This window comes from Pseudomonas sp. BNK-44-b, from assembly GCF_047456245.1.
GTDB lineage: Bacteria > Pseudomonadota > Gammaproteobacteria > Pseudomonadales > Pseudomonadaceae > Aquipseudomonas > Aquipseudomonas machongensis.
Window position 1 is genome coordinate 3,654,074 of the sequence record NZ_CP179908.1, and the last position, 26,021, is coordinate 3,680,094.

20 protein-coding genes and 1 pseudogene are annotated in these 26,021 nt (G+C 57.5%); 3 read left to right on the plus strand and 18 right to left on the minus strand.

Features of this window, described 5'->3' with window-relative positions; genetic code table 11:
* The first annotated feature begins 78 nt into the window (after nucleotides 1-78).
* Nucleotides 79-1,080, plus strand: a complete 1,002-nt coding sequence (locus tag ACMGGG_RS16780; protein ID WP_414154080.1) for an NADP-dependent oxidoreductase — start codon at nucleotides 79-81, stop codon at nucleotides 1,078-1,080.
* Nucleotides 1,081-1,158: 78 nt separating this feature from the next.
* Here the strand turns inward: ACMGGG_RS16780 and ACMGGG_RS16785 are convergent, their stop codons facing one another.
* Nucleotides 1,159-2,220 (minus strand): acyltransferase family protein, encoded by a 1,062-nt coding sequence (locus ACMGGG_RS16785; protein WP_414154081.1) that lies wholly within the window; start codon nucleotides 2,218-2,220, stop codon nucleotides 1,159-1,161.
* A gap of 116 nt (nucleotides 2,221-2,336) precedes the next feature.
* Nucleotides 2,337-3,038 (minus strand): orotidine-5'-phosphate decarboxylase, encoded by a 702-nt coding sequence (gene pyrF / locus ACMGGG_RS16790; RefSeq protein WP_414155822.1) that lies wholly within the window; start codon nucleotides 3,036-3,038, stop codon nucleotides 2,337-2,339.
* A gap of 165 nt (nucleotides 3,039-3,203) precedes the next feature.
* On the opposite strand from pyrF, the gene ACMGGG_RS16795 reads away from it, so the two are divergent.
* Nucleotides 3,204-3,371: a DUF2897 family protein gene (locus ACMGGG_RS16795; RefSeq protein WP_414154082.1), complete on the plus strand. Its 168-nt coding sequence runs from the start codon at nucleotides 3,204-3,206 to the stop codon at nucleotides 3,369-3,371.
* Nucleotides 3,372-3,589: 218 nt separating this feature from the next.
* On the opposite strand, the gene ACMGGG_RS16800 is transcribed toward ACMGGG_RS16795, so the two are convergent.
* The 3 genes from ACMGGG_RS16800 to ACMGGG_RS16810 all read right to left on the minus strand — a co-directional run bounded on the left by ACMGGG_RS16800 (nucleotide 3,590) and on the right by ACMGGG_RS16810 (nucleotide 7,055).
* Nucleotides 3,590-3,928, minus strand: a complete 339-nt coding sequence (locus tag ACMGGG_RS16800; RefSeq protein WP_414154083.1) for a ComEA family DNA-binding protein — start codon at nucleotides 3,926-3,928, stop codon at nucleotides 3,590-3,592.
* 267 nt (nucleotides 3,929-4,195) lie between these two features.
* Complete coding sequence (locus ACMGGG_RS16805; protein ID WP_414154084.1) at nucleotides 4,196-5,752, minus strand: hypothetical protein; 1,557 nt, start codon at nucleotides 5,750-5,752, stop codon at nucleotides 4,196-4,198.
* A gap of 61 nt (nucleotides 5,753-5,813) precedes the next feature.
* Nucleotides 5,814-7,055, minus strand: coding sequence for a hypothetical protein (locus tag ACMGGG_RS16810; RefSeq protein ID WP_414154085.1), 1,242 nt, complete (start codon nucleotides 7,053-7,055; stop codon nucleotides 5,814-5,816).
* Nucleotides 7,056-7,292: 237 nt separating this feature from the next.
* On the opposite strand from ACMGGG_RS16810, the gene ACMGGG_RS16815 reads away from it, so the two are divergent.
* On the plus strand, nucleotides 7,293-8,348 hold the full coding sequence (locus ACMGGG_RS16815; RefSeq protein WP_414154086.1) for an acyltransferase family protein: 1,056 nt from the start codon (nucleotides 7,293-7,295) through the stop codon (nucleotides 8,346-8,348).
* Nucleotides 8,349-8,699: 351 nt separating this feature from the next.
* Here ACMGGG_RS16815 and ACMGGG_RS16820 read toward each other — a convergent pair.
* The 13 genes and pseudogenes from ACMGGG_RS16820 to gyrA form a co-directional block, all read right to left on the minus strand.
* A pseudogene (locus ACMGGG_RS16820) lies at nucleotides 8,700-10,695 on the minus strand (polysaccharide biosynthesis protein).
* A gap of 74 nt (nucleotides 10,696-10,769) precedes the next feature.
* A complete protein-coding gene (locus ACMGGG_RS16825; RefSeq protein ID WP_414154088.1) occupies nucleotides 10,770-11,798 on the minus strand; it encodes an MraY family glycosyltransferase in 1,029 nt (342 codons plus the stop codon).
* A gap of 27 nt (nucleotides 11,799-11,825) precedes the next feature.
* Nucleotides 11,826-12,776 (minus strand): NAD-dependent epimerase/dehydratase family protein, encoded by a 951-nt coding sequence (locus ACMGGG_RS16830; protein ID WP_414154089.1) that lies wholly within the window; start codon nucleotides 12,774-12,776, stop codon nucleotides 11,826-11,828.
* An 18-nt stretch (nucleotides 12,777-12,794) separates the two neighbouring features.
* Entirely contained in the window at nucleotides 12,795-13,958 is a 1,164-nt protein-coding gene (locus ACMGGG_RS16835) for a glycosyltransferase family 4 protein (RefSeq protein WP_414154090.1), read from the minus strand.
* Nucleotides 13,959-13,986: 28 nt separating this feature from the next.
* Nucleotides 13,987-14,934 carry an NAD-dependent epimerase/dehydratase family protein gene (locus tag ACMGGG_RS16840; RefSeq protein ID WP_414154091.1) on the minus strand — a complete coding sequence of 316 codons (948 nt, stop codon included), beginning with the start codon at nucleotides 14,932-14,934 and terminating at the stop codon, nucleotides 13,987-13,989.
* 339 nt (nucleotides 14,935-15,273) lie between these two features.
* The gene (locus ACMGGG_RS16845; protein ID WP_414154092.1) at nucleotides 15,274-15,534 is read right to left on the minus strand and encodes a lipopolysaccharide assembly protein LapA domain-containing protein; all 261 of its coding nucleotides are present in this window, start codon (nucleotides 15,532-15,534) and stop codon (nucleotides 15,274-15,276) included.
* 17 nt (nucleotides 15,535-15,551) lie between these two features.
* Nucleotides 15,552-15,848: an integration host factor subunit beta gene (ihfB, locus tag ACMGGG_RS16850; protein WP_414154093.1), complete on the minus strand. Its 297-nt coding sequence runs from the start codon at nucleotides 15,846-15,848 to the stop codon at nucleotides 15,552-15,554.
* A gap of 240 nt (nucleotides 15,849-16,088) precedes the next feature.
* Entirely contained in the window at nucleotides 16,089-17,768 is a 1,680-nt protein-coding gene (gene rpsA, locus ACMGGG_RS16855) for a 30S ribosomal protein S1 (RefSeq protein WP_054893880.1), read from the minus strand.
* 124 nt (nucleotides 17,769-17,892) lie between these two features.
* Complete coding sequence (gene cmk / locus ACMGGG_RS16860) at nucleotides 17,893-18,579, minus strand: (d)CMP kinase (RefSeq protein ID WP_414154094.1); 687 nt, start codon at nucleotides 18,577-18,579, stop codon at nucleotides 17,893-17,895.
* Entirely contained in the window at nucleotides 18,576-20,813 is a 2,238-nt protein-coding gene (locus ACMGGG_RS16865; protein ID WP_112898926.1) for a bifunctional prephenate dehydrogenase/3-phosphoshikimate 1-carboxyvinyltransferase, read from the minus strand. The genes cmk and ACMGGG_RS16865 overlap by 4 nt, the downstream gene beginning before the upstream one ends.
* A gap of 116 nt (nucleotides 20,814-20,929) precedes the next feature.
* Nucleotides 20,930-22,024: a prephenate dehydratase gene (gene pheA, locus ACMGGG_RS16870; RefSeq protein WP_054893877.1), complete on the minus strand. Its 1,095-nt coding sequence runs from the start codon at nucleotides 22,022-22,024 to the stop codon at nucleotides 20,930-20,932.
* On the minus strand, nucleotides 22,024-23,109 hold the full coding sequence (gene serC / locus ACMGGG_RS16875; RefSeq protein WP_414154095.1) for a 3-phosphoserine/phosphohydroxythreonine transaminase: 1,086 nt from the start codon (nucleotides 23,107-23,109) through the stop codon (nucleotides 22,024-22,026). Before serC ends, pheA begins: the two co-directional genes overlap by 1 nt.
* 130 nt (nucleotides 23,110-23,239) lie before the next feature.
* Complete coding sequence (gyrA, locus tag ACMGGG_RS16880; RefSeq protein WP_063545778.1) at nucleotides 23,240-26,011, minus strand: DNA gyrase subunit A; 2,772 nt, start codon at nucleotides 26,009-26,011, stop codon at nucleotides 23,240-23,242.
* Between the last annotated feature and the right edge of the window lie 10 nt (nucleotides 26,012-26,021).

Here is a 26,021-nt window from a genome sequence, read left to right on the forward strand (position 1 = left end):
TTCGCCAACCCGGTCAACCTTGCCTGGCCAGGCTCGACGGTCTATCAACAGGCTTTGCCATCTACAGGGAGAGATACCATGACCCAGACCAACCGCCGCTTCCTGCTCGCCAAACGCCCCGTCGGTGCCGTGCGCCGCGAAGATTTCGACTACCAGCAGGGCCCCGCCGCCGAACCCACCGACGGCCAGATCCAAGTGCGCAACCTCTACCTGTCGTTGGACCCTGCCATGCGCGGCTGGATGAACGAAGGCAAGTCCTACATCCCGCCGGTGGGCCTGGGTGAGGTGATGCGCGCGCTGGGCGTCGGCGAAGTCGTCGCCTCCAAACATCCGGACTACAAGCCCGGCGACCATGTCAGCGGCGCGCTTGGCGTACAGGACTACTTCACCGGCACGCTCCAGGGCCTGCACAAGATCGACCCGCGCTTGGCACCCCTGCCCCGCTATCTGTCTGCGCTGGGCATGACCGGCATGACCGCCTACTTCGCCCTGCTTGACGTCGGCCAGCCCAAGGCCGGCGAGACCGTGGTCATTTCCGGCGCTGCCGGCGCGGTCGGCAGCATCGCCGGGCAGATCGCCAAGCTCAAGGGCTGCCACGTCGTGGGGATCGCCGGCGGCACGCAAAAGTGCCAGTACCTCAAGGATGAACTGGGCTTTGACGGTGTCATCGACTACAAGGCCGAAGACGTGCTCGCCGGCCTCAAGCGCGAATGCCCCAAGGGCGTGGATGTGTATTTCGACAACGTCGGTGGCGACATTCTCGACGCCGTGTTGAGCCGCCTGAATTTCAAGGCCCGCGTGGTGATCTGCGGCGCCATCAGCCAGTACAACAACAAGGAGGCGGTGAAAGGGCCAGCCAACTACCTGTCGCTGCTGGTGAACCGCGCGCGCATGGAAGGCTTCGTGGTGATGGACCACGTCAAGGAGTACGGCAAGGCTGCGCAGGAAATGGCTGGCTGGCTGGCCAGTGGCGAGGTCAAGAGCAAGGAGGATGTGGTCGAAGGCCTGGAGACCTTCCCGGAAACGCTGCTCAAGCTGTTCAGCGGGGAGAACTTCGGCAAGCTGGTGCTGAAGGTCTGATGCCATCAACCGCGCCGGGCCGTCTGAGGCCCGGACTTGATGCTGATCAATTGGAAGCCTACCAGCGATGATAACAGACTAAGTTTTCGAAGATACCGAAGTGCATGGAGAGGGGGAGTCAGGTTTCTCAATGGCCTTCCTTTGCTTCAATGCTTCTTGCAACTTCAACTCTACCCACCCGAACAGATAGGCAAGCCCTCCACCAAATATCAAAATCACCAGTGCGCCATGCCAATAGCCCAACTGAATTCTCAAAGTTTCCTTGACAACTAGAACGACCAAAAAGCCTGTAGTAATATGAATAAGGTAAACCCCATATGAAACATCACCAAAACGTATCAGGGCTCGCCACAATCCACCGTTGAATTTCACTACCGCCAGGTAACGCACGGCACAAAAGACCACCAGCAACATTCCATAATGGTAGAACTTTAAGCTAACTTCCATGAAGGCATTGGACAACGCAAGCGCCAGAGTCAGCACAAGAGCGAATACACCTTCAAATATGCTGGGCGGCATCTTTTTCAAAAACCACCACGCCAACATGCCGACAATGAAATAGAGATTGTAGAAACTGAAGACTATCTCAGTCGCGGACGGATAAGCGGCTTGCGCTGCGGGTTTCATACTGCCGAAATTCGAAATCAGAATCGCCGCAGCCCAGAGGGTAAAGACAGGAAGACGTGCGATATATGGTAAGCGACCGACGAGTATGACAATCAAGTAGAACTGGAGCTCGTATATTAGCGTCCAATAAGGAATATAGATATTATCGGCGACGCCCACCGGCAACAACAGCAGCGTTGTCAATTTAGGCCAGCCATTATAGCTGAAACATGCCAAGGTACTACCACTCACTAAAACTGCAAGACCCAACCCCGGATAGATCCTTCTGAATCTATCTTTCAAGAAGCGCTTCGCGGGCCTGTCAATTTGACTGATCATCAAAAAGCCGGAAAGGGCAAAGAACAAGAATACGCCAGTCCCACCCATCATCAGGGATATGATAAATTTTGTGGGACCAGGAGAGAAATACTCCGCCAACCAGAAAACATGCTGAAAAAGCACTAATAGGGCAGCGACACCACGCAATGCTTGCAGGCCATTAGAACGCCTTCCATGACTGAGAACGATACTCAAATCAGATCCATCACATTAGCAAATAGTCTAGTGATCTATCAAAAACCTGTACGCCGATTATGGCACTCTGATTGCGCAGCGCAACTAAGTTTACTAGTCAACTCGTCTGCAACGGGTCAAGCCCGCATGTCGGCAACGATGTCAGTCAGCGCGTGCGCGGGAGATGCGGCTTGGCTGATAGGACGACCAATGACCAGATAGTCAGAACCCGCATCCAAAGCCTGCCGAGGGGTCAAAATCCGCCGCTGGTCATCTTGCACACTACCCACCGGACGGATCCCTGGGGTAACCAACTGCAGTCCCGGGTGTGCAACCTTCAGCGCTGGCGCCTCCAATGCGGAGCACACAAGCCCGTCCATTCCAGCTTTTTCTGCCAAGCCGGCCAGCCGCAATACCTGTTCCTGCGGTTCAATGTCGAGACCTATTCCGGCCAGGTCCTCACGCTCCATGCTGGTCAGAACAGTCACACCGATCAGCAGAGGCTGCTTGCCTGAGCGCTTGCCCAGCTCCTCCCGACATGCCGCCATCATGCGCAGGCCGCCCGAACAATGCACATTAACCATCCAAACACCCATCTCGGCGGCAGCCCTCACTGCCATCGCCGTGGTGTTGGGAATGTCATGGAACTTCAAATCGAGAAATACCTCGAAACCCTTATCGCAAAGCGTTTCGACGATGCCTGAAGCGCTGCTGGTGAATAGCTCCTTCCCTACCTTTACCCTGCAGAGCGTCGGATCAAGCTGATCAGCGAGCCGCAAAGCGGCCGCACGTGTAGGAAAATCCAGGGCAACGATCAAGGGCGTCTGGCACGATGGCATGGTCGGATCTCTTGGCAAGTCATGAACGGCGCGCATTGTAAACGAAGTCACAAAGCTTTGCGTGCCGCGAGTCATCTGATTTCCCTGCGTAGGACGCCTATAATTGAACCAACGGGCACCTTAGCGGCTCAACCGTCATGCACTGAGGTAGAGGAGATCGAAAAAATGCCCTGGTACGCTTGGTTAATCCTGTTCATCGCCCTGGGTTCGATTGTAGGCGGCTTGATGCTACTTCGAGATACGGCCAAAAAACTGCCGCTGACCGAAGAACAGCTGAAGAAGATTCATGTGCGCAATGCTGAAATGGATGCCAAGGAACAGCGAGATCGATGAGCCGTGAGCAGCGATAGCCAACCCAGTACAAGGTCGACAATCGCATACGCTCTTCGGCCCAGGTGCTGTATGGAAAGTATCCGTGTAATGGTCCTACTGTGACTACGCCGGCCCAGCCGGAGTACTCGATTTGCCAGCAGTGCGCCGAACATCACTCCAAGCGCTCAGCGCCTGTTTTCGCCTTCCCTGATCGCCGCTCGGGGACTGTTCGACTAACCTTAGTCGACCGTTAACTTCTCCCGGTTGCGTTCCAATAGCGCGCTACCGATGCCGCTGACTTCCAGAAGTTCATCCACGGAGGAAAACGCCCCGTGGGTTTCACGGTAAGCGACAATAGCTTCGGCCTTTGCCTTCCCGATGCCAGTGAGCTGAGCCTGCAAAGTAGTGGCATCAACCAAGTTCAAGTTTAACTTCCCCGCCTTGACCTGATCGAGGTTAACTTCAAGCACACCATTCTTAGGAGAAGCTGGGACCGCCATAATGGGAGCAGCATTGAGTGCAAATGAAAACACTGCGAAGGCGGGCAGAAACAAGTAGGGCAAGATGATGTTACGCATATTGTCACTCCTGAAATGAAAATTATGTGACGGCCTTTCCGTGACCGACGCCACAAACTTAGCAATCACAAGACAGGATGAAAAGAATCCACTCTCGACAAAAGGTAACAAAGCGATAAAGCATCAGTTTCATCGATTTACTCAATAGAATTAGCAACAGAAACTGTAGGAAAAATTCACCTCATGCCCAGTCGAAACACGCGCGTGCAACTCACGAAATCGAGCGCGATCCGACCGAGCACCGCCCGGCTAATATGCAAGCGAACCTTAACGCCAGCAGATCATCCGTTTTAAAGACACAGGTGTTATCCGATAGCCGAAACGGATCGTCCAATACAATATGGAGTAGGCCACCACGTAGGGAACGATGCTGTATATGCCGCTGCGAGGCAGTAGCATCAGCTTGAGGAACACGCAAATCAGGGCGCCCAATACGAAAGCACTGGAGTCTGCCGCCCTCAGGAAATAGCCCAACAACAGACCGAAGAGCAAAGCCACCAATCCATAGGCGATAGGATTGCCTCCCGAAAACACCTGGAAATCGGAATACAGGCTCCAACCGATGCCAAAGCCCTGGTCATACTTTTCCTCGGAATAGGATTTGGCGAGATAGTGCGGGAAGTAGTAGTCGGATACGGGGATATCCGCATGCAGGCGACCGTATACCTGGCTGAACCCCGGGATCAAGGACTGGAAGTACGCCGTAGCCGGGTAATGCTCCAGCCTCATGGCCGCGCCACTATAAATCAACGTGGAACCCTGGTAATACGCGAACCACGCCAGATCGTCCAGACGCAGGCGCTGCCTGAATTGCTGGAGAATCTCGTTGAGACTGCGTGCGCCTTGATCAGCAACTTCCGACGAGACTACGGGGTTTTCGAGGGCTTCAACCTGCGCAGTGATAGGCGGTTCAATAGCAATCGGGACGCTATCGGGAACGATAGCGGGAACGTTGGCGGCATCGACCGAAGGTTGTTTCTGGACAGCCGCGTTATCTGCAACTGCAATCGATTGTGCGCGGCATCCTACGGTGATCGATAATTGCGCGAGCGCGACCATCAGAACAGGCACCAGCATGACGGTGAAAATGTTCAGTCGTTTGAAGCGGGTATGCACCACCCATGTCCCCATCAGCATCAATGCCAGGAACCCACTTCGCAGCCCAAGCCCGAGGTAGGCCATGAAGTAGCTCACGATAAGCATCATTGATAACGCCTGGAGCCATTTGCGTGGCGTGGCGAATGCCAGACCGGTACCCAGGAGCAAGCCATACTGCCCTATCGATGCGAAGCGCGTGAGGTTATCGGACTGCTGATCCTGATAAATGCTCATGTAGCCTAACTGCGAGCATGCAGCGTAGTGCTGGATGATGCCGTAGATGGAAATCGCGCTCGAGAGCAGCAGCAAAACCAAGGCAGGTAGCGTGAAATCAGGCGCAGGCCGATGAGTGGGTAGCCATAGACTACCCTTGCTGTCGGCCCAACGAATGAAGCAGTAACCGGTGTGTACCATCAATGATCCTCCCAGCACCTTGCTCATTAGACGGGACGCTTCACCGTCACTTAGCTGGATGGGCACGAAGTTGGGGTCGGAAAACACCTCATGGCCGATGATCGGATAGGCGATGAATCGACCGCCTACGAACATAATGGTAGTCGCAAGCAAGAAAACGTACGGGGTCAGCGTTCGGTCCACCCACATGGCGCTCAGAATGATGAACCCCATTACAACGAAGAATTCAGCCGCGTAAATGGGTACGCTTTCCTCACCGCCAACCCAGATCAATGGCTGACACAGCGCAAAAATGCCCAAGATCAGGCTCAAACACATAATGAGTGATGCAGAGCGCCCCCTGCCCGACTCACTGAGATGTACATCCGTAGTACTAAACATCTTCGACTCTCATCCCTTTCCGCTGCTGCCATAACTTCAATGAAGTGATAAGTATCGAGCCTAAATAGGCTGCCAATAAGGAGACCGCTGGAGAGTAAAGCCCCAAGGATTCATGCAACAGAAATGCGCCTATCAGAGTCACCGCGAGAATCCCTAGGTTCTTGAAAGCGATCCAGCGCATACGCCCCCAGCGCAAGAACGGGAGGGCGAGCATCATGTCGACAGGAACCAGTGCAACGATCCACGTGGTCACCGACAGAATCGGCGCAGCCCCGGAAAACTTCTCTCCAAATACCCAGTGTGAGAGTTCGGTGGAAAGGAGGGTCAATACGGCCGACCCCAAAAGACCGATACACAACGCCGCGATGCTGAGGATCACGGCATTGCGCAGAACGCGCTCAGGCGCCACGCGATAAATTAGTGCAGGCCCTAGCCCACCAGCAAGCAGGACGCCGAGATAGTACCAGTTATCGTTTATCTGCGCTGCCGCCGAGTACAACCCCAGCTCCTGTGGCGAGACCAGCAAAGACAGTACCAGACGATCAGCACGCTGGCTGGCCAGGGCAGCAACCGCGGCCAACCATCCCCACACAGAAAGCCGTAACATATTGCGAGTGAGAGTCGGCGAAATCGGATCGAGGAACTTCACCCCAGCCTTGGTGGCCTGCCGAAGTAGCAACCCGATGAAGAACACATTCTCGATGAGCAACGGCAGCACATACCAATACAACGGCTTTCCCGAAAAATAAACCAGCAGGGTGCCCACCACCCGAATGACCAGTGTAAAGATCGAAATATTGAAATAGGGCTTGATATCGCCCACCGCCATACACCACATCATCACTGCCAGCACCGGCTCGCGCAGCAACACGGGCAATAGCATGAGCACCAGTAACGTGGGGCCTTCCGGCCAAAAAAACGCCAACAGGACGCCAATACCGACATTGAAGAAGACTGCGCGATAGCGCAGCCGCAAGGCGGCAGCAATGACCTGCGGACCGTTTTCCTTCTGCGAGATGGTGAGGGGAACCGTCACCTCGTTACTGGCGACGTTCGACAAGGTAGCCAGAACGAATAGAAGGGACAATGCCAACTGCCAGTGCCCGTATGCATCCACTCCCACCCCACGCGCAATCAATCCACTGACGAAAAGCGTGGTGGCAACCTGGCATACCCTATCGATCGATAACCAGGAAAAGGCGCGCAATGCGGCACCGAGAACTCGTTTGCTCAAACAACGCTTCCTTTGAATTCATTCTGGGAGCAAGCGAAGAGCCCGCCTGCCGCTTCTGGAATCACCCAAGCACAACGGATGTGCAGTACGAGCCTTGCCATACGTCGCTCGGCCGCAGAAACCAGAGTTATGGGAAGTGCCGGATGTTACCCAATGCGTCACCCCGCTAGCAACCGCTGAATAGGCAGTGACGGGTCTGCATGATAACCTCGGCACCTTGCCAGCAAGATGTGCGCCATGCAGACCTCCCGAATACACGAAATTGATCTCCTTCGCTTCATCGCTGCACTCGCAGTGGTCATTTTTCACTATGCCTTCCGAGGCTATGCGGGGGGCGATATGTCTGTTATGCCCTACCCGTTGCTATCAGGTCTCGCCCGCTACGGCTACCTAGGCGTGGAGCTTTTCTTCATGATCAGCGGGTTCGTCATCGTGCTTTCAATCGGCTCGGGTAGTCTCCGGCAGTTCTTCATTTCCCGTGCGGCACGCCTCTACCCCGCCTTATGGATCTGCTGCACACTCACGTTCGTGGCCATCCTGTTATTCGGCGCCCCACGCTATGAAACAAACATTAAACAGTACTTTTCGAGTATGTTGCTGGTAAGCGAATTTATTGGCATCGGAAACGTCGAGAGTGCTTACTGGTCACTGTTTGTCGAACTAAAGTTTTATTTTATTATCGCCGCTGTGCTGCTATTCAAAAAAACACGTCACTTGGAGAACATACTGTGTGCCTGGCTCTTTTTTTCCGGAGTTTGTGAACTCAGTGGCTGGGAGGGAGCACGCAAGTCATTCATAACAGACTATGCGTCATACTTCGTTGCAGGTGCCAACTTCTACTGGATATGGGCAGAAGGATCCAACCGCCGCCGCCAGTTGACCACATTAGTCTGCCTCGCCCTGAGCCTTCATCACTCCCTGCAATTCGGTGTATTGCTGGAGTCTGTCTACCAGACGCAGTTCAACTCATTGGCTATTGCCTTTACGATCATCGTGTTCTACGCAGCCATGCAATTAGTCGCTCAGCGCAAGACTGGCTGGGTGGGCACCCACAACTGGGCACCGGTTGGGGCACTTACCTACCCCCTTTATTTACTCCACCAAACGGTCGGCTTCATCATATTCAATACCTTCTACCCCGCCTGGAACAACCACTTACTGCTGTGGGCCACCGTTGCAGGCATGCTCATCGCCTCCTGGGTCATTCAGCGCTTCCTTGAAAAACCGATCAGCCGCCAGCTTAAGAAGATCATGCGCAAAGGGCTAAAGGTTTCCCCGCTCAGCCCACAATGAAAAGGTTCTTCACGGAATCCCGGGAAAGACAGAAACAAGAACACCGGTTTGATGGATGATGTTCACGAACAAACACATCAACATACCGGCGTTCCTGTGCACGATATCGATACGTTTCTGCCCTTTTAAGAGGGCTTTTCTGTCGTCGCGATCAGGCCAGACGGAGATAAGGGTGCGCCGCCCCATGCATTCGGGGCAACCGGAGGGTATCGACAACCGGATCGAAGTGATAAAGCAAACGGGCTAAGGCTACCGGGACAGCGCGCTCTGCTTCATTACGATCAAGGATGACTTTCCCGGTAATCGGCGCAGCACCAATAAAAAGCGGAGCCCAAGGCTCCGCTTTCTCGTTCAGGACTCCAGCCGTCGCTGCTGGTAGATCCAGTCGACGATCTCTCCATCCGGGGAATCAGCCGGCGACTGTTTCACGCAGCAACTGCCTCACCCGTACAAAGTCATCTTGCTCAATGGCACGTAAAAGCGTCTCCAGGCGGGTTTTCAACTCATCCCAGGACAGATGATCCTCACTCGCAGTCATGATCATTGGGTGTTGAGTGACAGCAACGTTGTCACCAATAAGCAATTCCTCGTACAACTTCTCACCTGGGCGCAAACCGCTAAATTCAATGGCGATGTCGCCATAGGGGTTTTTCTCGGAGCGCACGGTCAAGCCCGAAAGGTGAATCATTTTTTCCGCAAGCTCGACGATCTTTACCGGTTCCCCCATGTCAAGCACGAACACATCCCCCCCCAAGCCCATGGAGCCCGCTTGGATCACCAATTGGGCAGCCTCGGGAATGGTCATGAAATAGCGAGTGATCTTCGGATGCGTGACGGTGAGCGGCCCCCCAGCCTGGATCTGCTTATGGAACAGAGGGATCACCGAGCCAGAAGACCCGAGCACGTTACCAAAGCGCACCATCGTGAAACGCGTCTTGTTGACCTGAGACACGTTGAACTTACTGCGGAACATTACCGGGGCGACTTCACGGCTCAGCGCCTGCAAGACCATCTCGGCAAGGCGCTTGGTGCTACCCATGACATTGGTGGGGCGAACCGCCTTGTCCGTTGAAATAAGCACGAAGTTTTCAACATTCGCCTGAATAGCCGCCTGAGCGGTATTCAACGTGCCAATGACATTGTTCAAGACGCCTTCGGAAATATTGTGCTCCACCATGGGCACATGCTTGTATGCCGCCGCATGATAGACCGTGTCGACCTTCCATGTGGTAAACACGTCCAGCAACTGATCCTGATTACGAATGGATCCCAGAATAGGTAGCAATCGCACCGGCAGCGACTCACGCCCAACGCGCTGCTCAAGTTCCGAGAGAATACTGTAAAGGTTGAACTCGCTATGCTCAAAGAGAATAAGTGTGGTCGGCTGCAGACTTAGGATCTGGCGGCACAACTCCGAACCGATGGAGCCACCTGCCCCCGTCACAGCAATGACCTTGCCGACGATGCAACGCTCAAGCAACGCTTCCTGAGCAGGAACTGAGTCTCGTCCCAGCAGGTCGGCGATGTCCACTTCTTGGATGTCGTCCACCTTCACGCGACCGCTTGCCAACTCCACAAAACCAGGAACACTTCGTACATGCAGCGGAAAACTCTCGAGGAATGAAAGGATCTCACGCCGACGGGAACGGTTCGCGGAAGGGATTGCCAGTAGTATCTCCTCTACCCCTACGGTATCGATCATCCGCCGAATGTGCTTAGGCTTATAAACCCGTAGACCAGAAATGGTGCGACCCGCCAAGCTTACGTCGTCATCGATGAAGGCCACGGGAAGCACGGTCTTGCTAGTACGTAGCGCCGCCACCAGCTGGTTGCCGGCAACTCCCGCCCCGTAGATAGCCACCCGAGTCAAACCACTTTCGTGACGCGCGAAGGAGCTGCGGGGAATTGGCAGGTGCCACTCACCCACTAGGTACTGACGCAGTGCCAAGCGCAAGCCCGTCACCAAAATAAGGCTTAACCACCAATAGTTGAACACGACGGAGCGTGGCACCACGGCAGCCTGCTGGCTGAAGAAAAATACCAGCAGCGCCAAGACCAACGCTGATGTCGTAGTGGCCTGGGCAATACGCACCAATGAATCGTTACCAAAATGGCGGATGACGAGGCGGTACAGCCCAAACCCTTCGAACGTCACGATGGCAATGATCGGCGCACAGATGAATAGCCAAGTGTGCTCCTTCAACGGGTTGACCAGATCTTCGATTCCCAACCGCACGAGAAACGCGACCCACAGGGCCAGCCATATTAATAAGATGTCACAGGCCACCTGCAGCACTCGCTTGTGCCGCCGCCTTAGTCCTAACAATTTCGTCCCAAAACTACCCATTATCTGCGGAGCTCCTCATCCTGCAGCCAAGCACATGCTACAACCTACTATTCTGCCACACCGCCCACGAAGCGTTACCGGCATTTGACAGCAAAATTGGGCTGGCCTGCGCCCCATTTGATCGCTAATGCGATCAATGGCAGGTATGCGACCATAAGCACGAGCGTGCCGTTCCAATCCAGCAGGGCAACAGTCAACGATAATGGCAGCAGCCAGCACAGATTTAGCGCAACGACCGAAAGGGTAACTGTCTTGTGGCTTGAAAAGCCCAAGGCAGCGTGCTGGTAGGCATGGCTGCGGTGCGCCTCGTACACCTTGTCGCCCCTGAGCATACGTCGCAGTAGCGTTGCCGTGGCGTCGACGATGAAGACACCCAGCAGGATCAGCCACATCCATAAGAATTTTGGCTCGACCAGCGCGGCCTGCACCGACAGTGCACCCAGCGATATGCCCAGGAAGCCACTGCCTGCATCACCCATGAAGATTCGCGCGGGTGGGAAGTTCCAAAACAGGAAACCCGCCACTGCAGCGCTTAATACTGCCGGGAGCCAAATGAGATCGTAGTTACCTAGGATAGCGTAAGCCAAGATGGCGCCCGAGCACACACATATGGCCTCTACGCTGGCCAACCCATCGATGCCGTCCATGAAGTTGTACAAGTTGAGCATCCACACTAGGTACAACGAGAAGAACACATAAACACCAACGCTCAGGTCGACCTCCCAACCAAAGACCTCTACTACCGGCCTTGCAGGTAGTAGCCACAAGGCGGCAAATGCGGCGGCGAAATGGCCAAGCAACCGCCACCGCGCAGCAATATGACCGTGGTCGTCGAGAAATCCGATGGCCGCGATCAGCAGACCAGGCAACAGCAATGGCAATATCGCCCCCCAAGTCTGCTCACCGCCCAGCACCAGGACGATTGAGAACGCGCAAGTACTCAGCACGATAGCCACTCCGCCACCGCGTGGCGTGGGAATCTTGTGCGAGCTTCGGCTGTTAGGGATGTCAATGATGTTTCGCTTGAGGGCATATCGGCGCAGCGCACCAGTCAGCAACAATGCAGCTACCAGCGCAGCCAGCGTATAGAGCCAATACAACATATGAATTACTCTTGAAAAGTGGACCAATCACTTGCGGACCAGGTAAGCCTTGCCAGCGGCGTGCAATTGCTGCTCTGCAGAACGTTCGGGACGCCAATCCAAGAGACGCCGAACCTTGCCAGCGTCTACCTGCAGTGACTCGCAGAGCTGGATATACATACTCTTGCGTCCGACCAGAGCCGCCGCCCAGGCCAACAGAAACGCCGGAACAGGCAGCAACATCACCGAGCGCCCCATCCCCTGGCCAAGAAGCTTGGCAATCTGTCCAGTGGAGAGATCCTCGCCATCCGCAACCAGGAATAATTCGTTGGCCGCTGCGGGATGGGCGATGCACAGTTCGAGAATCTCAACCAGATTTGCTCGGGAAATCATACTTCTACGGTTGTAGATCAAGCCGAACGGCAGCGGGATTCCTTTATCCACAATGCCTAGCAGACGCTTGAAATTGCCGGGAGCATCAGCGTCGTAAACCAACGGCGGTCGCACGATGACCAGTTCCATGGCAGTGCCCGCCAGCATCTTGGTCAGGGCCTGCTCCGCCTCGTATTTTGATTCGGCGTACGGTGCATGCGGGTGTACAGGAGACGATTCAGAAAATGGCTCTCGGGTGACGTTCCCGTTCACACCAATCGAGCTAACGAAGACGAAGCGTTTTACCCCAGCCGCCAGCGCCTGCTCTGCCAAAGAAACAGCCCCGGCGACGTTCACCTCTCTGAACAGCCCACACGCGCTAGCCGGGTCATCGTTCAGGACATGCGCCCGAGCCGCAAGATGCACAACCGCTTGCACGCCATCCAGCGCATCACGCCAGTCCGTATTACTTCCAACGTTGCCAATCGCATGGTAATTCACGCCGTCGATTTTCAAGGCAGGCACTTCTCTGACCGCCGCCCGAACATCATTGCCCGCCGCCACAGCCAAACGTTCTACCAATGAACTGCCAACGAAACCATTGGCGCCCGTGACTAAAATCCTCATTCATCCACTCCAGCGATTTTAGTTGTTTAGCAAGTCATGGTATTCATCAATCAGCAATTGAGAATATCGTCTCGAATCAAAACGTTCGACCGCTCGTTGACGCGCCGCAGCAGATAGGTTGTGTGCAACCAGAGGGTCTTCGACAATGGCCAGAAGCGCCTCTTGCAAGGCACGCGCATCGCCGACAGGTACCAGTTTCCCGGTGATGCCATCGACCACCGCATCCGTCAGCCCGTAAATCGAAGTACCCACTGTTGGCACTTCCATCGCCGCTGCCTCAATGACGACAGTACCAAATCCTTCCCTATAGCTCGGCAAGCAGAGAACGGTAGCAATAGACATATAACGTTCAGGCTCACCGGTGAAACCCACAAGCTTCAAGCGGCTGGCAACCTGCGGATCCGCGAGGTAGCGGGATAGCAAAGTTTCGCCATCCGTTTCGTAGGGCCCCACCATGACCAGCACGACATCCTTGCCGGCTTCGAGCAAACCCGAAAATGCCTCCAGCAGTTCAACGACGCCTTTATCTTTGGTAATTCGACCGACAAAGAGCAGGACCAGAGTATCCTGATCGATCCCCAACTCCACCTTCAACTCACCACGCGCCTCGACCGAATATCGACTTGGATCGAAGCGCTGCAGATTCACTCCCGCCAGCGAGCCCTCCCCAAGGACATGAAGCTTGCGAGCGCTGACGATACCTTCTTCGACCAAAAACCTGCGCTGGCTCTGACTGTCGGTATAGCAGCGCGTGTCCAATAAACCGATCACGCGGTCGCACGCCTTAAGAATCCGCCGTTTCAACCCACTCATAGTCACCCAAGGCTGACCAGTGAATGAATGCAAACGAACCGGAACCCGCGCGACCAAACCGGCTATCGCACATAGAAGCCCTGCCTTGGGCGTGGTGGAATGGACAATATCGAAGCGGCGCTGACGGAACAGACTGATCAACCGAACCAAGCTTTTGAGATCGCTCAAGGGATTGATTTCACGGGCGATGTGCACGGGGACGTACTCTGAACAGTCAAGCTCAGCCATAGAGTCGCCCAGGTCATCGTCACTGGCGATGACCACCACTTCCGCGCCGGACTCGGAGAGCGCACGAATAGGGGCGGACAGTTGCGTAATTACAAAAAAGGGTACCGTCGAGACCCTAGCGACACGGATGCGCTTGCTCATAAAGTGAAAATCAACCAGTAATCGAAGACTAGATCAGGATGTCGCCAATGGTCTCGGGCACCGGATATTTGGCGACAAAACCCAATTGACTTTCCAATTTTTTTGAGGGGTAACGCGTCCTGACCATCAGCGCGTCGACGCGCTCTTGAGTAACAGGTAGCTTCACGAGCTTACTCGCTACATACACCAGGCTTCGGACAAATGTCTCCGGAAGCTTCAAGAAGGGTCGGGAAGTATTCATAGCGCGAGCAAGTCCATCGACCATTTCATCCATGAAACAATCGTTGGAGAGATTGTAGATCTGCCCATGTGATTTCGGATTGAAACCGCACAACATCAAGCCCGACACGACATCTTCCACATGAATGTAGGTGGCCACCGGACGCTTAAAGCCAACATAGAAAAAAATCCGCCGACGAATGAGCGCAGCCAACTGTCGGAGTGAATTGTTGGGCATTCGGGGACCGTAGACATTGGAGGGCCGCAGGATAGCGTAGGTCAGACCAGCGATCTGGCCTGCTTCCTGCACCAGTTCATCGGCCTGCGTCTTGGTAACCTCGTACATGCCTACGGGATTAGGTTGCGTATCTTCCGTAACGACACGCGCCCGTCCTAGCGACGGACCATAAGCCCCCACACTACTCAATTGAACCCAGTGGCAGCGATGCTCAGGATCGTCGGCGAGCCGACGCTTCACAGCCCCGAGAAGTCGTCGGGTGGACTCGACATGCAGAGCCGACATCAACGCCTCGTTACGGATTTCACCCGCACAATTGAAAATGACGTCACAATCCGCGATCAGTGCATCGGTGTTCAATGCCTCATCAAGCAGATCCCCATGAAACACTTCAACGCCAGCAGGATAGCTCCCCGTCTCTTTCCGTGTCAGCACACGAGCCTCGTGGCCCTCGCTCAGAACTCTCTTCAGCAAAGGAGCGCCAATAAAACCGTTCGCTCCCAGAATCAAAATCTTCATAGCTATCCTTGAGAAGATAATTGCAGCCATTTCAATCGCGGTGACCGAATATCAAGCCCGCGCGAGCAACCAGCAGAAGCTCGCCGAAAAACAGAAATTAGTGTGAGGGACACGACGAAACTAATTTGAGGCAGGGCAATCATCTGAAAACCCCAATAGCTGGTTCCTCACCCAGGGCTTGACCCCCTGAACTCAGGGTATGGGTATTGAGCGGCTAAGTATAAGGAAGAGAGGGAGACTTGCAACCAATCCTATTACAGCCGGCAAGGCAGAGCATCGTGCGCCCTGCCGGGCCACGACAAGCACACCCGTTCAAACAGACTGGGTACGACGAGGCACTCACCTGGCAGAGAGCGAACGCTGGGCAGTGCTGCGCGCCTTTCGCCTAGAAAGCACCCAACCATAGGTCGCCAACAAAGGCCCTAGAGCCAGACCTATCAGCAAGGCGCCAAGAATAGGCACCGCCACAGGCATCTCCGGCGCAGACCAACCGAACATGCCAAGGATGACAGATTGCTGATTCTCGATCACAAACAGCACCACGAGAAGCCCTAGCAACAAGACGAAAACAGCCGCAAAGGCACGCTTCAAATTACGCATTTTTTGCTCCTGGCGCACTAGAGATGCTCGTGATCTTCCTCGTTGACCCGATCACGCAGCTCTTTACCCGGTTTAAAATGCGGCACAAACTTACCCTCAAGACTCACCGACTGCCCAGTCTTAGGATTACGCCCAACCCGCGGCGCACGATAATGCAGGGAAAAGCTGCCAAAGCCACGGATCTCGATGCGATCCCCGGTCGCCAGGCATTGGGACATCTGTTCAAGCATGGTCTTGATGGCCAACTCTACATCCTTGGACGAGAGCAACCCCTGATGGGTGACAATACGTTCGATCAGCTCCGACTTCGTCATATTTTTCCCTTCGTTATCAAGCAGCTAGATCATTGCTTAACCAGTTTGTAGCACGCTTGGAGGGATTTGAACAGGGTGCATCTTGACTTGATAAAAAAATTCAAGATCTGCACATGACACTGACCCTAGGCCAACACCGACAGGAACGCCGCAGCGGTAAGGCTCTGTGGAAGGGAGAGAAATCAAAGGCATAAAAAAGGGCGACCCGAGGGTCGCCCTTTTTTACCGATCAAACAGAACTCAGTTCTGCTTGGCCATTGCTTCGCGCAGCAGCGCAGCCATGGTGGTGTCGGCAGCAGCTTCCGGAGCGGTGTTTTTCAGGCTCTGGATTGCTTCGCGCTCTTCAGCGTCGTCCTTCGACTTGATGGACAGGCTGATGACGCGGGACTTGCGGTCAACACTGATGATCTTGGCTTCGATCTCTTCGCCTTCCTTCAGGACGTTACGCGCGTCTTCAACGCGGTCACGGCTGATTTCGGAAGCTTTCAGAGTAGCTTCGATGTCGTCGGCCAGAGTGACGATGGCGCCCTTGGCGTCAACTTCCTTCACGATGCCCTTGACGATTGCACCCTTGTCGTTGACAGCAACGAAGTTGGAGAACGGATCGTCTTCCAGCTGCTTGATGCCCAGGGAGATGCGCTCGCGCTCTGGGTCTACCGACAGGATGACGGTTTCCAGCTCGTCGCCCTTCTTGAAACGACGCACGGCTTCTTCGCCGGTTTCGTTCCAGGAAATGTCGGACAGGTGAACCAGACCATCGATGCCGCCGTCCAGGCCGATGAAGATACCGAAGTCGGTGATCGACTTGATGGTACCGGTGATCTTGTCACCCTTGTTGAACTGGCCGGAGAAGTCTTCCCATGGGTTGGATTTGCACTGCTTGATACCCAGGGAGATACGACGACGCTCTTCGTCGATGTCCAGAACCATGACTTCCACTTCGTCGCCAACCTGAACGACTTTCGACGGGTGGATGTTCTTGTTGGTCCAGTCCATTTCGGAAACGTGTACCAGACCTTCGACACCCTCTTCCAGCTCGGCGAAGCAGCCGTAGTCGGTCAGGTTGGTGACGCGAGCGGTAACACGAGTACCTTCTGGGTAGCGGGAAGTGATAGCAACCCACGGATCTTCGCCCATCTGCTTCAGACCCAGCGAAACGCGGTTGCGCTCACGGTCGAACTTCAGAACGCGAACGTCGACTTCGTCACCAACGTTGACGATTTCCGACGGGTGCTTGATGCGCTTCCAGGCCATGTCGGTGATGTGCAGCAGGCCGTCGATGCCGCCCAGGTCCACGAAGGCGCCGTAGTCGGTGAGGTTCTTGACGATACCTTTGACCTGTTGGCCTTCCTGCAGGGTTTCCAGCAGGGCTTCGCGCTCGGCGCTGTTCTCGGCTTCCAGCACGCTGCGACGGGAAACGACAACGTTGTTGCGCTTCTGGTCCAGCTTGATGACCTTGAATTCCAGCTCTTTGCCTTCCAGGTGGGTGGTGTCGCGCACTGGGCGGACATCAACCAGGGAGCCCGGCAGGAACGCACGGATGCCGTTAACGTCGACAGTGAAGCCGCCCTTAACCTTACCGTTGATAACGCCCTTGACCACTTCTTCGGCAGCGAAAGCAGCTTCCAGAACAATCCAGCACTCGGCGCGCTTGGCTTTTTCACGGGACAGCTTGGTTTCGCCAAAGCCGTCTTCGACCGCGTCCAGCGCAACGTGAACTTCGTCACCGACCTTGATGGTCAGCTCGCCAGCTTCGTTGTAGAACTGCTCGAGCGGGATGACGCCCTCGGACTTCAGACCAGCGTGAACGGTAACCCAGTCGCCGTCGATGTCGACAACGATACCGGTGATGATTGCGCCCGGCTGAAGATTGAGGGTTTTCAGGCTTTCTTCAAAGAGTTCTGCAAAGCTTTCGCTCATTTTAATTCCTGTAAATTCGGGCGAGACAGACGCCCATCGCCACATTCCAGACAATGTGGGTTTCGTTTAAGTAAAGGAAAGCGGGCAGGACGTTGACTGGTGCCCCTGCCTGCTTTCCTGGCGATCAGAGCAGGTCGCGCAATGCGAGCTCGCTTCTGATCCGTTGCAGCACCTGCTCGATGGACAACTCGGTAGAGTCCAGCTGGATTGCATCGGCCGCCGGCTTGAGCGGGGCCACTGCGCGCTGGGTGTCGCGCTCATCGCGCGCACGAATCTCATCTAGCAGACTCGGCAGACTAACATCTTCGCCTTTGCCCTTCAACTGCAGGTAACGGCGGCGGGCGCGTTCCTCGGCACTGGCAGTGAGAAACACCTTCAGTGGCGCATCGGGAAACACCACGGTACCCATGTCACGACCGTCGGCGATCAAACCCGGCGCCTCGCGGAAGGCGCGCTGGCGCTGCAGCAGCGCCTCGCGCACCGCTGGCAGAGAAGCGACCATCGAGGCGCCCGCCCCTACCGTTTCGGTACGGATCACATTGCTCACATCCTCACCTTCGAGAATGATCTGCTGCAGCTTGCCCGGCTCGGCAGCGATGAACTGCACGTCCAGGTGGGCGGCAAGCGCCTTGAGCAACTCTTCGTTGGTCAGGTCGACGCCATGGTTCGAGGCGTTGAACGCCAGCAGGCGATACAACGCTCCGGAATCCAGCAGCCGCCAGCCAAGCTCGCGTGCCAGCAGGCCAGCGACCGTGCCCTTGCCCGAGCCGCTTGGCCCGTCGATGGTGATGACCGGCGCCTGCGAATTCACGACTTGCCCTCTTGCGCCACGCGGATGCCGACTTCGGCGCAAAGCGCCAGGAAGTTGGGGAAGGAGGTGGCGACGTTGGCGCAGTCGTGAATACGGATCGGCGCACTGGCACGCAGCGAGGCAATGCTGAAGGCCATGGAGATCCGGTGATCACCGTGACCGTGGACCTCACCGCCACCAATCTGGCCGCCGTCGATGATGATGCCATCCGGGGTCGGCTCGCACTTCACGCCCAGGGCGATCAGGCCATCAGCCATGACCTGGATACGGTCCGACTCCTTGACTCGCAGCTCCTCGGCGCCACGCAGCACGGTACGCCCCTCGGCGCAGGCCGCAGCGACGAAGAGCACCGGGAATTCGTCGATGGCCAGCGGCACCAGCTCTTCCGGAATCTCGATACCCTTGAGTTTCGCGCCACGCACGCGCAGGTCGGCGACAGGCTCGCCACCGACTTCACGCTGGTTCTCCAGGGTGATGTCGCCACCCATCAGGCGCAGGATGTCGATCACGCCGGTGCGGGTCGGGTTGATGCCGACGTGCTCAAGCACCAGCTCCGAACCTTCGGCGATGGACGCTGCGACCAGGAAGAAGGCCGAAGACGAGATATCGGCTGGCACTTCGATCCGAGTGGCAGTCAGCTTGCCGCCGGACTGCAGCGAGGCGACAGGGCCATTGCTCTGCACGCTATAGCCGAAGCCGCGCAGCATACGCTCGGTGTGATCGCGGGTCGGTGCCGGCTCGGTCACGGTGGTAGTGCCTTCGGCGTACAGGCCAGCGAGCAGCAGGCAGGACTTAACCTGGGCACTGGCCATCGGCAGGGTGTAGTTCAGCGCCTTGAGCTTCTGGCCACCGCGGATGGTCAGCGGTGGGCGCCCCTCGGGACCGGTCTCGACCACGGCGCCCATCTCGCGCAACGGATTGGCCACGCGATTCATCGGGCGCTTGGACAGCGAGGCGTCACCGGTCATGGTCACATCGAACGGCTGCGCGGCCAACAGGCCCGAAAGCAGGCGCATCGAAGTGCCGGAATTACCCAGGTAGATCGGACCAGGTGGCGGCTTCAGGCCGTGCAGGCCGACACCATGAATAGTGACGCGGCCGTGGTGCGGCCCCTCGATGACGACACCCATGTCGCGGAAGGCTTGCAAGGTCGCCAAAGCATCTTCGCCCTCGAGGAAGCCTTCGACTTCAGTGGTGCCCTCGGCCAGCGAGCCGAGCATGATCGAACGGTGGGAAATCGATTTGTCGCCCGGTACGCGAATCCGTCCGGACACGCGGCCACCAGGTTGGGCCAGGAAGATCAGGTCGTTGGCGTTCATAGCGTCCACATAGGCCCGGCGGGCCAGGATTTTACTGAAATGCTCGCGGGCGACCCGAGCGCGGGTGAATACACCCAGCAGCTGGTGCCCGTCCCCTGCATCGACCGCGTCGCGCAAGGCGTCGAGATCGCTGCGAAATGTATCCAGCGTGCGCAGGACAGCGTCGCGATTGGCGAGGAAGATGTCATGCCACATGATCGGGTCGCTGCCAGCGATTCTCGTGAAATCGCGGAACCCTCCCGCAGCGTACCGGAAGATGTCGAGGTTTTCATTGCGTTTGGCCAGCGAATCCACCAGGCCGAACGCCAGCAGGTGCGGAAGGTGGCTGGTGGCCGCCAGGACTTCGTCATGACGCTCGACCGGCATGTGCTCGACGTCGGCCTCCAGCGCGCGCCACAGGCGATCGACCAGGGCCAGGGCTGCCGGATCGGTTTCGGCGAGCGGCGTGAGGATCACCTTGTGGCGACGGAACAGTGCAGCATTGGAAGCCTCCACACCGCTCTGCTCGGACCCTGCGATCGGATGGCCGGGCACGAAACGCGCCAGACGCTCGCCGAACACGGCCCGCGCGGCACGCACCACATTGCCCTTGGCGCTGCCGACATCGGTGATCACCGCTGCCCCCAGGTCGAGCGGTGCCAGGCGAGCCAGAAGCTTTTCCATGGCCAGGATCGGTACCGCCAGCTGGATCACGTCGGCACCGACACAGGCGACGGCAAGATCCTCTTCGCAGCGGTCGACCACGCCAAGGGCGACAGCCTGCTTGCGCGACTGAGCATCCAGGTCGACACCGACCACTTCACGGCACAGGCCGCTTTCACGCAGACCTTTGGCGAAGGAACCACCGATCAGACCCAGGCCGACGACGACCAGGCGATTGATGAGCGGTGCGGGTTTGTTTACAGCATTAACCACGAGTGCGAACCCTGTTCAGAACAGCAACATGTGCCAAATTACAGCCTACAGATGGGGTGGGAAGCAGCAGGGCTGCGGTGGAGCGAAAAGCACCCCACCCACGGGCAACAATAAATTCAGAGGACCGCCTTCGGATAAGACCCCAGCACCTTCAACGCCACGGCCTCCTGGCTGATCTTCTCCAGCACCGCCTTGATCAGTGGATCGCGGTGGTGACCGACGAAGTCGATGAAGAACACGTAGGTCCACTTGCCGCTGCGCGACGGGCGGGTCTCGATGCGGGTCAGGTCGATGCCGTTATCGTGGAATGGCACCAGCAGCTCATGCAGCGCCCCTGGCTTGTTGCTCATCGAAACGATGATCGAGGTCTTGTCGTCGCCGGTTGGCGGCACTTCCTGGTTACCGATCATCAGGAAGCGCGTGGAGTTGTCCGGACGGTCTTCGATCTTCTCTGCCAGACGGGTCAAACCATAAAGATTGGCTGCCATGTCACCGGCGATCGCCGCCGAATTCCACTCGCCCTTGACCCGTTTGGCCGCCTCGGCATTGCTCGAGACCGCCACGCGTTCGACGTTCGGGTAGTGCGCGTCCAGCCATTTGCGGCACTGGGCCAGCGACTGGGCGTGCGAGTAGATACGGGTGATGCTGTCGGTCTTGGTGTTCTCGCCCACCAGCAGGTGGTGGTGGATACGCAGCTCGACCTCGCCACAGATCACCATGTCGTGCTCGAGGAAGCTGTCGAGCGTGTGACTCACCGCGCCTTCGGTGGAGTTTTCCACCGGCACCACGCCGAAGTTGACCGCGCCGGCCGCCACTTCGCGGAATACTTCATCGATGGCCGCCATCGGACGGCTGATCACCGCATGACCGAAATGCTTCATGGCCGCAGCCTGGGTGAAGGTGCCCTCGGGGCCGAGGTAGGCAATCTTCAACGGCTCTTCCAGGGCCAGGCACGACGACATGATTTCGCGGAACAGACGCGCCATCTCCTCGTTACCCAACGGCCCCTTGTTGCGCTCCATGACGCGCTTGAGCACTGCAGCCTCACGCTCGGGACGGTAGAACACCGGCTTCTCGCCTTCGGCGAGCGAAGCGGTCTTGACCCGCGCCACCTCTTCGGCGCAGCGGGCACGATCGCTGATCAGCTCGAGGATTTTCTCGTCGAGACTGTCAATGCGAACGCGCAGGGCCTTGAGTTCCTGTTCGGACATCAGCCGTGCTCCTTCTCGAATTCGGCCATGTAGGCCACCAGGGCTTCCACCGCATCCAGCCCCAGCGCGTTGTAGATCGAGGCACGCATGCCACCGACCGAACGATGGCCCTTGAGATTGAGCAGGCCGCGGGCGTCGGCACCGGCGAGGAATGCCTTGTCCAGGCGCTCGTCGGCGAGACGGAACGGCACGTTCATCCAAGAGCGGGCGTTGTGGCTGATCGGGTTGGTGTAGAACTCGCTGGCGTCGATAAAGCCGTAGAGGCGCTCTTTCTTGGAGCGGTTGCGCTGCTCCATGGCCTCGACGCCGCCCTGCTCCTTGAGCCACTCGAACACCAGGCCCGACAGGTACCAGGAGTAGGTAGCCGGGGTGTTGTACATCGAACCGTTATCGGCCGAGATCTTGTAGTCGAGCATGGTCGGGCACGTGCTGCGCGCGCGACCGAGCAGGTCTTCGCGCACGATGACCACCACCAGGCCGCTCGGGCCGATGTTCTTTTGCGCACCGGCGTAGATCAGGCCGTACTGCGACACGTCGATCGGGCGCGAGAGGATATCCGACGACATGTCGACCACCAGCGGAACATCACCGGTTTCAGGCACCCAGTCGAACTGCAGGCCGCCGATGGTTTCGTTGGAGGCGTAGTGAACGTACGCAGCCCCTGGGGTCAGCTTCCACTCGTTCTGGCCAGGAATGGCCAGGTAGTCGTAGGGCTTGGCGCTGGCGGCAACGTTGATGTTGCCGAAACGGCGCCCTTCCTCGATGGCCTTCTTCGACCAGATACCGGTCTCGACGTAGTCGGCGGTGGCATTTTCCGGCAGCAGGTTCAGCGGGATCTCGGCGAACTGCTGGCTGGCACCGCCCTGCAGGAACAGCACCTTGTAGTTCGAGGGAATGGTCAGCAGATCACGCAGGTCTTGCTCGGCCTTTTCAGCGATCGCCACGTAGTCATCGCTGCGGTGGCTCATTTCCATCACTGACAAGCCCTTGCCGCGCCAGTCCAGCATTTCGGCCTGAGCACGCTGCAGCACAGCGTCGGGAAGCGCGGCAGGGCCTGCGCAGAAGTTAAAGGCTCGTTTGCTCACATCCACTCTCGCTCTAATAGAACAAAATCTAACCAGCTGACTCAACGGGGACCCTGTGGGAGCGGGCGTTGCCTGCTGTAATCAGTCAAACGGGGCGACCTTGGTCGCCCCGTTCGGGTAGTGCACTGGCTTAGTCCTGCGGCGCCTCTTCGGTGCCTGCGGCGTCTTCGCCAGCCGTGTCCAGCGCGTCGTTGTCGACGCCCTCCTCGTCCGCCTCGACGATGTCGTCGAGCTCGTCCTCGGACGGTTCCTGGATACGCTCCAGCCCCACCAGCGTCTCGTCGCTGGCCAGTTTGATCAGCGTCACACCCTGGGTGTTACGGCTCAGGCTGGAGACCTCGCCAACCCGTGTACGCACCAGCGTACCCTGATCGGAAATCAGCATGATCTCCTCGCCTTCCTGAACCTGGATGGCACCGATCAGCAAACCGTTGCGCCCTTTGGTACCCATGGCGATCACACCCTGCCCGCCGCGGCCGCGACGCGGGAACTTGGACAGCGGAGTACGCTTGCCGAAGCCACGCTCGGAGGCGGTGAGGATCTGTGCGCCGGACTCGGGGATCAGCATGGAAATCACTTCCTGCCCCTTGCCCAGCCTCATGCCACGCACACCGCGCGCAGTGCGGCCCATCTCGCGAACCACGCTCTCGGCGAAGCGAATCACCTTGCCGGCGTTGGAGAACATCATGACTTCTTTCGCGCCATCGGTGATGGCAGCAGCGATCAGGGTGTCACCTTCCTTCAGCTTGAGCGCGATCAGGCCGTTGGAGCGTGGGCGAGCGAACTGCACCAGCGGGGTCTTCTTGACGGTACCGGAAGCGGTCGCCATGAAGATGTAGGCGCCGGTTGGCTCGGCAACCAATTCCGGCGTGTCGCCATCCTCTTCGTCGACCTCTTCCGGCTCGATCACCTCGCCCTCGAGCACCGCGTCTTCCGCCTCGTCGATCTCTTCGTCGAGGTCGGCGCTCTGCTGCAGGGCTTCGAGATCGATCTGCAGCATCGCGGTGATGCGCTCGCCGTCTTCCAGCGGCAGCAGGTTGACCATCGGGCGCCCACGCGCGGCGCGGGAGGCTTCAGGAATGTCGTAGGTCTTGAGCCAGTACACCTTGCCCTTGCTGGAGAACAACAGCAGCGTGGCGTGGCTGTTGGCGACCAGCAGGTGTTCGATGTAGTCCTCGTCCTTCACGCCGGTGGCCGACTTGCCCTTGCCGCCACGGCGCTGGGCCTGGTAAGCGGACAACGGCTGGGTCTTGGCATAGCCACCATGGGAGATGGTCACCACACGCTCTTCTTCGGGGATCATGTCGCCGTAGTTGAGGTCGTGACGGGCATCGAGGATCTGGGTACGACGGGCATCGCCGTACTCGGCGCGGATCGCTTCGAGCTCTTCGCGGATCACTTCCATCAGGCGCTGGGCACTGTTGAGGATGCGGATCAGCTCGCCGATCTGCTCGAGGATCTCCTGGTACTCGGCCAGCAGCTTCTCGTGCTCCAGGCCGGTCAGGCGGTGCAGACGCAGGTCGAGAATGGCCTGGGCCTGTTCAGGCGACAGCCAGTACTTGCCATCACGCAGGCCATACTGCTCCGGCAGGTCTTCCGGACGGCAGGAGTCGGCGCCGGCGCGCTCGACCATGACCTGCACGGCACTGGATTCCCACGGCGTGCCGATCAGGGCTTCCTTGGCTTCCGACGGCGTCGGCGAGGCCTTGATCAGGGCAATGACCGGATCGATGTTGGACAGCGCGACGGCCTGACCTTCGAGGATGTGCCCACGCTCGCGCGCCTTGCGCAATTCGAACACGGTGCGACGTGTGACCACTTCGCGACGGTGACGAACGAAGGCCTCGAGCAGGTCTTTCAGGTTCAGCAACCGCGGACGACCGTCGATCAGCGCGACGACGTTGATACCGAACACGCTCTGCAGCTGGGTCTGCTGATAGAGGTTGTTGAGCACCACCTCCGGCACCTCGCCGCGACGCAGCTCGATGACGATGCGCATGCCGTCCTTGTCGGACTCGTCGCGCAGCTCGGTGATGCCTTCGATCTTCTTCTCTTTGACCAGCTCGGCGATCTTTTCGATCAGACGCGCCTTGTTCAGTTGGTACGGCAGCTCGGTGACGACGATCTGCTGACGGCCACCGACCTTGTCGATGTCTTCGATCTCGGAACGGGCACGCATGTAGATGCGGCCACGACCGGTGCGATAGGCCTCGATGATGCCCTGGCGACCGTTGATGATGCCGGCAGTCGGGAAGTCCGGGCCTGGGATGAACTGCATCAGCTCATCGACGGTGACCTCGGGGTTGTCGATCAGCGCCAGGCAGCCATCGATGACCTCGCCCAGGTTGTGCGGCGGAATGTTGGTCGCCATGCCCACGGCAATACCGCTGGAGCCGTTGACCAGCAAATTGGGGATCTTGGTCGGCATGACAGCCGGGATCTGCTCGGTGCCGTCGTAGTTGGGCACCCAGTCGACCGTTTCCTTGTGCAGGTCGGCCAGCAGCTCGTGAGCCAGCTTGGTCATGCGCACTTCGGTGTATCGCATGGCCGCAGCGTTGTCGCCGTCCACCGAACCGAAGTTGCCTTGGCCATCGACCAGCAGATAGCGCAGCGAGAACGGCTGCGCCATGCGCACGATGGTGTCGTACACAGCGGTATCGCCGTGCGGGTGGTATTTACCGATGACGTCACCGACCACACGGGCGGACTTCTTGTACGGCTTGTTCCAGTCGTTGCCCAGCTCGCTCATCGCGTACAGGACGCGGCGATGCACAGGCTTCAAGCCGTCACGCGCATCGGGCAGCGCTCGCCCGACAATCACGCTCATCGCGTAGTCGAGGTAGGACTGTCTCAGTTCGTCTTCGATATTGACCGGGAGGATTTCTTTGGCCAGTTCGCCCATGAGAAGCCTG

Bases quoted from the DNA above. Each gene is read 5' to 3' on its own strand.
- ACMGGG_RS16780 (WP_414154080.1), top strand. From the start codon at position 79: ATGACCCAGACCAACCGCCGCTTCCTGCTCGCCAAACGCCCCGTCGGT.
- pyrF (WP_414155822.1), bottom strand. From the start codon at position 3,038: ATGCCATCGTGCCAGACGCCCTTGATCGTTGCCCTGGATTTTCCTACA.
- ACMGGG_RS16795 (WP_414154082.1), top strand. From the start codon at position 3,204: ATGCCCTGGTACGCTTGGTTAATCCTGTTCATCGCCCTGGGTTCGATT.
- ACMGGG_RS16800 (WP_414154083.1), bottom strand. From the start codon at position 3,928: ATGCGTAACATCATCTTGCCCTACTTGTTTCTGCCCGCCTTCGCAGTG.
- ACMGGG_RS16815 (WP_414154086.1), top strand. From the start codon at position 7,293: ATGCAGACCTCCCGAATACACGAAATTGATCTCCTTCGCTTCATCGCT.
- ACMGGG_RS16825 (WP_414154088.1), bottom strand. From the start codon at position 11,798: ATGTTGTATTGGCTCTATACGCTGGCTGCGCTGGTAGCTGCATTGTTG.
- ACMGGG_RS16830 (WP_414154089.1), bottom strand. From the start codon at position 12,776: ATGAGGATTTTAGTCACGGGCGCCAATGGTTTCGTTGGCAGTTCATTG.
- ACMGGG_RS16835 (WP_414154090.1), bottom strand. From the start codon at position 13,958: ATGAGCAAGCGCATCCGTGTCGCTAGGGTCTCGACGGTACCCTTTTTT.
- ACMGGG_RS16840 (WP_414154091.1), bottom strand. From the start codon at position 14,934: ATGAAGATTTTGATTCTGGGAGCGAACGGTTTTATTGGCGCTCCTTTG.
- ACMGGG_RS16845 (WP_414154092.1), bottom strand. From the start codon at position 15,534: ATGCGTAATTTGAAGCGTGCCTTTGCGGCTGTTTTCGTCTTGTTGCTA.
- ihfB (WP_414154093.1), bottom strand. From the start codon at position 15,848: ATGACGAAGTCGGAGCTGATCGAACGTATTGTCACCCATCAGGGGTTG.
- rpsA (WP_054893880.1), bottom strand. From the start codon at position 17,768: ATGAGCGAAAGCTTTGCAGAACTCTTTGAAGAAAGCCTGAAAACCCTC.
- pheA (WP_054893877.1), bottom strand. From the start codon at position 22,024: ATGTCCGAACAGGAACTCAAGGCCCTGCGCGTTCGCATTGACAGTCTC.
- gyrA (WP_063545778.1), bottom strand. From the start codon at position 26,011: ATGGGCGAACTGGCCAAAGAAATCCTCCCGGTCAATATCGAAGACGAA.